3 protein-coding genes are annotated in these 3,242 nt (G+C 43.1%); 2 read left to right on the top strand and 1 reads right to left on the bottom strand.

Features of this window, described 5'->3' with window-relative positions; genetic code table 11:
- The first annotated feature begins 828 nt into the window (after positions 1-828).
- Entirely contained in the window at positions 829-1,608 is a 780-nt protein-coding gene (locus tag ACFE90_RS37285; protein WP_375507258.1) for an intradiol ring-cleavage dioxygenase, read from the top strand.
- A gap of 70 nt (positions 1,609-1,678) precedes the next feature.
- The gene (locus ACFE90_RS37280; protein WP_375507257.1) at positions 1,679-1,876 is read left to right on the top strand and encodes a hypothetical protein; all 198 of its coding nucleotides are present in this window, start codon (positions 1,679-1,681) and stop codon (positions 1,874-1,876) included.
- 78 nt (positions 1,877-1,954) lie between these two features.
- Here ACFE90_RS37280 and modA read toward each other — a convergent pair whose 3' ends face one another.
- Positions 1,955-2,863 (bottom strand): molybdate ABC transporter substrate-binding protein, encoded by a 909-nt coding sequence (gene modA, locus ACFE90_RS37275; RefSeq protein WP_375507256.1) that lies wholly within the window; start codon positions 2,861-2,863, stop codon positions 1,955-1,957.
- Positions 2,864-3,242 lie beyond the last annotated feature (379 nt).

The following is a 3,242-nucleotide window of genomic DNA, read 5'->3' as shown; positions in this document are numbered from 1 at the left end:
ACCACCTCGACCTGATTTTAAGGCGGCGGCGGCAAAGTTAGGAGTTAGTGAACAAAAGCTAAAAGATGCACTAGGAGTTCCTGCCAATCCTCCTGGCGTTGATCGCCATAATCCACCAAAATAGCCGAACATTATCTATCAGGACTTACACAAAATAATGGAAAAACGTAGACGCAAAGCGGTGAAGCAGCGCGGTCTTCTCCCAAGGGGAGACGCCAAGGGCGATGGGGGTTTCCCCCATGAGCGACTGCTGTTAGCGCAGCGTTAGCGACGTTAGGAGCGTCACCCGGAGGGCTTGCCGCAGGCTACCGCACGCAAAGGTGCATAGACACGTTCGCGTAGCGTCTCGTAGAGAAGTGGCTTCCCGCAGGGTAGGACACAAAGGAATGAGACTTTCAGAGAGTTATTGCGTAAGTCCTAATCTACATTAAGGAAAAAATTAAATTATCCATTAATCGTAGTAGTACTTGATGAGTTCGTAGTAAGCACTTCAGTGCTTAAAATTCCAAGACTAAAGTCCTTACTACAAACCCTATTCCTAAGCTCGACTTTATCCAAAATTAAGAACTCGGTTTTCTTTATCTGGCAAAACCCTGGCTTTTTGGCAAATACTTTTTCCACGTCACAGATTATCGATGAAGCTAAAAAAGTAAAACTGCCGTCCCACAAAGGTTTCAGGTTAGGCGATCGCGTTGCGAAAAAAATGGATAAAGTCGAGCTAAGAGGATGTTTGAAAAGTTGTAGCTGAGAGTATCCAAAACTTTAAATCCTCTTAAATCCTCCGATAAATTAGAGAACTTTGAGAATGACAAAAATAGTGAACACGGCATGAAAAAAGAATATTGTCAAATAAATCGCATTTTGAGTCGAAGAAAGGCACTTGCTCTATTTAGGGCAGCCGGAGCTGCAATAATTGTAGTTGGATGCATACCCAGAAAGTCCAGATCCACACAGGCGCGATCGACTGTAGCCGTTACAGCACCATCTTTAGCCAACTCTAGTACATTGCCTGCGTGTGTCGTGACTCCAGAGCAAACCGAAGGCCCCTATTTCGTGGAGGAAAAGCTTAACCGCTCCGACATCCGTCCCGATCCAACAGACGGTTCGGTGAAAGACGGTGTACCACTCCAACTAACACTACGGGTTTTGCAGATTGGCAATACTGGTTGTACACCACGCGCAGGTGCGATCGTGGATATTTGGCACTGTGATGCGCTAGGCGTTTATTCAGATGTGAAAGATCCAGGTTTTAGTACAGTCGGTAAAAAGTTTCTGCGCGGCTATCAAGTCACGGACGCAAATGGAACCGTCCAGTTCACAACTATTTATCCTGGTTGGTATCAAGGCAGAACCGTCCATATCCACTTTAAGGTTCGCACAGATGCGCCATCAGCACAGAGTTATGAGTTTACGTCGCAGCTATACTTCGATGACTCGATCACAGATCAAGTACACACCCAGACTCCATACGCCAGCAAGGGACAACGCAATTTAAAGAACGCTGGAGACGGAATTTTTCAAGATGGTGGCGAACAAATGTTGCTCAAGCTCAATAAAACAAGCCTTGGCTACGCTGCAACATTTGATATTGGGCTTCAAATGGCTTAATAGCAATTCTCCGTAAACTTGTAATATCACTACTCTAAGCAGAATAAAATCAGGCGAAAGGATTAAAGCGATGCCTTCTCTACGAGACGCTACGCGAACGGCGAGCTTCGCTAACGCCAAACTGATGACACAGCTTAAAATACCCATTACCATAGTCACCATGCAAACTAATCTTGATTCAACAACTATGGAAAGAATGTTTGGTGATTTTTATCAAAATGAATTGCAACTATTGATTCAGCATAATCTGACTTTCCACATCCCGTGAAAAGTCAAGATTATACCTGGGTTAATTCCTATTTGCAGTTATGAGTTCAATTTTGATTGAGAATACAGCCAAAAACCTTTAATCCACAGCTGCTTTAGCTTTGGCCTTTGCCCTTACCTTTCTCTTCATCATAAGGCCGACTATACCTACTGCTATTGAGCCACCAGTAGTCATAGGTTCGGGGATAGTAGAGAATCCAAATCTCTGAAACACGGGTGACGCTTGAGAGCTGCTCAGAAAGGAGTTGAAGTCCCTAGCTGCGTCTGGGTTTTGAGTTTGTTGGAGTACAGCAGAGCCATAAACAATCGGAGAGTAAGCGTTGATAGGCGGAGTGTATACAATTTTGACTTTATTAGGTAATGTTAGAGCGTCTGTGGTGTAAACAATCCCCGCATCTATACTATCATTAGTGTCGCTTGACACTAATGATAGTACATCACGCACATTCGAGCCGAAGACAAGTTTGGGTTGGATTTGCTGCGATATGCCGGAATTAGCAAATAATTCCTGAGCGAATACTCCTGCTGGAACAAACGCAGGATTACCAATAGCCACTTGGCGCACCTGTGGCTGTAATAGGTCTTGAACGCTTGATATGGATATGGTTGAATTTATCGGCGTGATTATAGCCAAGGTGTTGTTTAGTACGTCTTGTCTGGTTTCTGCTATTAATTTGTTTGCAGATTGCAGAGTATCTAACGGTGCTTGGGATACTGAGAAAAAGATATCTACCGGATTTGGATTTGTTCCCGTTAGGATTTGATTAGCAAGAGTACCAGAAGCCCCAAAGTTATTGATAAAGGTGACGTTGGGGTTACTTTGTTGGTAAAGTGCCTCAACCTGGGGTAGGGTGTCGGTCAAGCTGGCAGCAGCATAGATGTAAATCGGACCACTAAGTGTGGCAGCTTGTGCTGGTTTAGCTTGGGTTATACCAAAACCCAAAGCAATGCTAGCGGTTACCAATGCTAATTTGTACCTTTTCATCATGGAGTATTTTTGGTAGAATTAATGTGCAATTTAATACATTATTTGAAATGCCAAATATTGCACCCAGCATTGAAAGTTTGCTTTTCACTCCTGCCATAAAACAGGCTTAAAAGAAGTCGTAGCTGGGAATAAATCTTTGGTATGTCAGTACTTACAAGGTACTTTGGTGTCCAGTAAATTACAACTATATTGAAAGCATCTTTATATAAAAAATACAGTATTCTATGTACTTATACTGCTATACAAAAGCTTGAAATACCATGAAAGTAGGTAAATGCATCTGTACTATAGGGAAATTTTTGTATAAAGTTAGGACTTACACACTGGGGAGCAACGCGATTTGGTGAGGTAGGATCAAAAACCAGCGATCGCTAACAAC

It is taken from the genome of uncultured Nostoc sp., assembly GCF_964245445.1.
Taxonomy (GTDB): Bacteria; Cyanobacteriota; Cyanobacteriia; order Cyanobacteriales; family Nostocaceae; genus Nostoc.
The sequence above is the reverse complement of the archived record's forward strand: the minus strand, read 5'-3'. Positions and strand labels throughout refer to the sequence as shown.